Genomic DNA, 3,120 nt, shown 5'->3' on the forward strand with positions numbered 1-3,120 from the left:
GGTCCCGGCGTGGGGCCGAGTCGGTGGCCACCGCGACCCGTGCGCACCTGGCGGCCGTCGACCCCGCGCTGGCCGCCGGGGTGCAGGCGTACCGCGGTGGCTACCTGCCGGAGGAGCGGCGGGCCCTCGAGCAGGCGGTACGCGCCGGGCAGATCCGTGCGCTGGCCACCACGAACGCCCTCGAGCTGGGCGTCGACATCGCCGGGCTGGACGCGGTGCTGGTCGCCGGGTTCCCCGGGACCCGGGTCTCGTGGTGGCAGCAGGCCGGCCGGGCAGGACGTGCCGGAGCGCCCGGTCTGGTGGCCCTCGTCGCCCGGGAGGACCCGCTGGACACCTACCTCGTGCACCATCCGCAGGCCCTGCTCGACGAACCGGTCGAGGCCACGGTCTTCGACCCCGGCAACCCGGCGGTGCTCGCCCCGCACCTGGCGGCCGCGGCCGCCGAGCTGCCGCTGCGACCGGACGACCTGCCGCTGTTCGGTCCGCAGGCGCCGGCTGTCCTCGACGAGCTGGTCGCCCGCGGGGTGCTGCGCCGCCGGGCCGCCGGCTGGTTCTGGACCCATCCGGAGCCGGCGAGCTCGCTCACCGACCTGCGTGGCGCGGGTGGCCAGCCGGTCCGGGTGGTCGAGGGATCGACCGGGCGGGTGCTCGGCACGGTCGACCTGTCGTCCGCCGACGCAACGGTGCACACCGGCGCCGTCTACGTGCACCAGGGCGACTCCTTCGTGGTCGACGAGCTGAACCTGGACGACCACCTCGCGCTGGTGACGCGGCGCAGCGTCGACTACGGCACATGGGCCCGCTGGGTGACCTCGACCGAGGTGGTCCAGGTCGAGGCAGAGCAGGTCTGGGGTCCCCTCACCTGGTCGTTCGGCATGGTCGACGTGACCAGCCAGGTCCTCGGCTTCCAGCGCAAGCGGCTGCCCGACCTGCAGGTGCTGGGCACCGAGCAGCTCGACCTGCCCGCGCGCACGCTGCGGACCGCCGCCGTGTGGTGGACCGCCCCGGCCGATCTGCTGCTCGCCGCCGGCGTCACGCTGGAGGTCGCGCCCGGTGCGCTGCACGCCGCCGAGCACGCCTCGATCGGGCTGCTGCCGCTGCTGGCGACCTGCGACCGCTGGGACCTGGGCGGGCTGTCCACGGTGCTGCACGCCGACACCGGGCACGCCACCGTCTTCGTGCACGACGCGTTCCCCGGCGGTGCCGGCTTCGCCCGCCGGGCGTTCGACCTGGGGCCGACCTGGCTGCGCGCGACCCGGGACGCGATCGCCGACTGCGGCTGCGCGACCGGCTGCCCGGCGTGCGTCCAGTCCCCCAAGTGCGGGAACGGCAACGAACCGCTCGACAAGGCGGCCGCGATCCGGCTGCTGGACGCCGTGCTGGCGCACGCCCCCGGCTGAGTGGCCGAGAGGCGCGCGTGCCGCGTCCGCCCCGGGCGTGGACGCCCGCTGCTCGACGACCCACGCTCGCTGCCCACCGCGCACGGCGCGTCTCCACCACTCATCGCTCACGACTCCGGCTCGGGCTCACGACTCCGGCTCGGGCTCACGGCTCACGGGCCGAGGCCGGACCGGCGCGTGCGACGGCGGTCGCCGCGCCGAACGGCGTGCCGCGGTGCACCCGCACCTCGAGCACCCCCGCGCGCACCTGGGCGCACCCGTCGAGCACGGCACCGTTGCGCTCGACCGCTCGCCCGGCCAGGGCGCAGGACGACCCCACCTCACCGAACGCGAGCAGCCGCGACGCCCCGGCGAGCGCCGCAAGATCAGCCGCGCCCTGGGCGCGGGCGCGCGCCACCTCCACCTGACCGAGCGAGGCGACCGCCACCACCAGGACCAGCGCGAGCGCCACCAGCCCGAGCACGAGCACCGACCCAGCCCCGTCGTCGGCACCCCACCGCCGCGCCCGGCCGCCGGGTGAGTGCGGCCCGGGCCCGGGCCTCCTCATGGCTCCGTCCACGCCGTCGCCGAGGAGGTCGCACGCAGCCCACGCGCCGGCCCGCCGCCGATCACCGGCACCTCGACGGTGACCTGGACCCACCCGTCGTCCTGCCGCTCGACGGAGGCGGTGGCTAAGCCACCGGCGACCCGGACGGCGACGGCCCGCACGGCCGCGTCGTCCTGGCCGATCGCCGCAGCCCGAGCACCCGCACGGGCCGCATCGGTGCAGCGCACCCGGACCACGGTCGCCGCGCCGACGGCGAGCACCGCGACGAGCACGGCGGCCACGGCGACCAGGCCGATCGCCAGCTCGGCCGTGACCGCCCCCGCATCGGGGCGTTCCAGGCGCCGACGGGTCATGAGCTGAGCGCCGCGCGGATGATGCCGAGCAGCAGGTCACGCACCTCACTGCTCTTGAGGATGACGAGCAGCAGACCGGCGAACCCCACGGCGGCCAGGGTGACGACCGCGTACTCGGCGGTCGCCATCCCGGCGTCGTCGGCCAGCGCCCGCCAGCGGTGAGCGCGGGCAGGACGGTGCTGGACGGACGAGGACGCCCGTGTGCTCGACGGAGCCTCGTCGGGGCGGAGGGGCTGCTGGCTCATGGTGACTCCTCAGGTCGGGTGCCGACGCGATGCCGGGCTCGCCCAGCCTGGTGCGGTGCCCGAGCTCCCGGCGCAGGTCCGCTGGGCGCACGACGGTGCACGTCCGCGCCCGACGCCTGAGGACAGGTCGCGGCGGGTCGCCGGTCCGTGCCCGGGAGGGGTCACGACGAGCAAGGCGGGCACGAGCCCGGGGCGGCGCAGGGAGACGCGCACGAGCAGGGGTCGCAACGCCGACCTCCTCACCCCAGCAGCTCACCCGCCAGGGACAGCACGACGGGGACGAGCCCCAGCAGCACGAACGCCGGCAGCAGGCACAGCCCGAGCGGCAGCACGAGCCGCGCGCCCAACGCACCGGCGGCCTCCTGGACGGCGGCCCGACGTCGCGCACGGTGCTGGTCGGCCGCGACCTGGAGCAGCGCCCCGGGGGCAGCACCGACCTCCCAGGCGTCGCGCAGACCGGCGGCCACCGGGGCCAGCCGTGTCGACATCCCGTCCCACGCCTCGTCCCAGGCCGCCCCGAGCGCGAGCCGGCTGCCGGTGCGCACGAGGTCGCCACCGGGCGCACCGTCGAGCGC

The 3,120-nt window shown here is 76.8% G+C and carries 5 protein-coding genes; 1 reads left to right on the top strand and 4 read right to left on the bottom strand.

The features are described 5' to 3' along the window. Nucleotides 1-1,400: DEAD/DEAH box helicase (locus F2B26_RS15360; protein ID WP_159810848.1), on the top strand; the 1,400-nt coding region annotated here is incomplete at its 5' end. A 145-nt stretch (nt 1,401-1,545) separates the two neighbouring features. Here F2B26_RS15360 and F2B26_RS15365 read toward each other — a convergent pair. From F2B26_RS15365 to F2B26_RS15380, 4 genes are all read right to left on the bottom strand, one after another. Continuing rightward, nucleotides 1,546-1,947, bottom strand: coding sequence for an Rv3654c family TadE-like protein (locus tag F2B26_RS15365; protein ID WP_159810850.1), 402 nt, complete (start codon nt 1,945-1,947; stop codon nt 1,546-1,548). Then, complete coding sequence (locus F2B26_RS15370; protein ID WP_159810852.1) at nt 1,944-2,300, bottom strand: TadE family type IV pilus minor pilin; 357 nt, start codon at nt 2,298-2,300, stop codon at nt 1,944-1,946. The genes F2B26_RS15365 and F2B26_RS15370 overlap by 4 nt, the downstream gene beginning before the upstream one ends. Then, nucleotides 2,297-2,545 carry a DUF4244 domain-containing protein gene (locus F2B26_RS15375; RefSeq protein WP_159810854.1) on the bottom strand — a complete coding sequence of 83 codons (249 nt, stop codon included), beginning with the start codon at nt 2,543-2,545 and terminating at the stop codon, nt 2,297-2,299. The genes F2B26_RS15370 and F2B26_RS15375 overlap by 4 nt, the downstream gene beginning before the upstream one ends. A gap of 239 nt (nt 2,546-2,784) precedes the next feature. Beyond that, nucleotides 2,785-3,120: type II secretion system F family protein (locus F2B26_RS15380; protein WP_201292777.1), on the bottom strand; the 336-nt coding region annotated here is incomplete at its 5' end.

This window comes from Cellulomonas citrea (genome assembly GCF_009829685.1).
GTDB classification, from domain to species: domain Bacteria; phylum Actinomycetota; class Actinomycetes; order Actinomycetales; family Cellulomonadaceae; genus Cellulomonas; species Cellulomonas citrea.

Bases quoted from the DNA above. Each gene is read 5' to 3' on its own strand.
- F2B26_RS15365 (WP_159810850.1), bottom strand. From the start codon at position 1,947: ATGAGGAGGCCCGGGCCCGGGCCGCACTCACCCGGCGGCCGGGCGCGG.
- F2B26_RS15370 (WP_159810852.1), bottom strand. From the start codon at position 2,300: ATGACCCGTCGGCGCCTGGAACGCCCCGATGCGGGGGCGGTCACGGCC.
- F2B26_RS15375 (WP_159810854.1), bottom strand. From the start codon at position 2,545: ATGAGCCAGCAGCCCCTCCGCCCCGACGAGGCTCCGTCGAGCACACGG.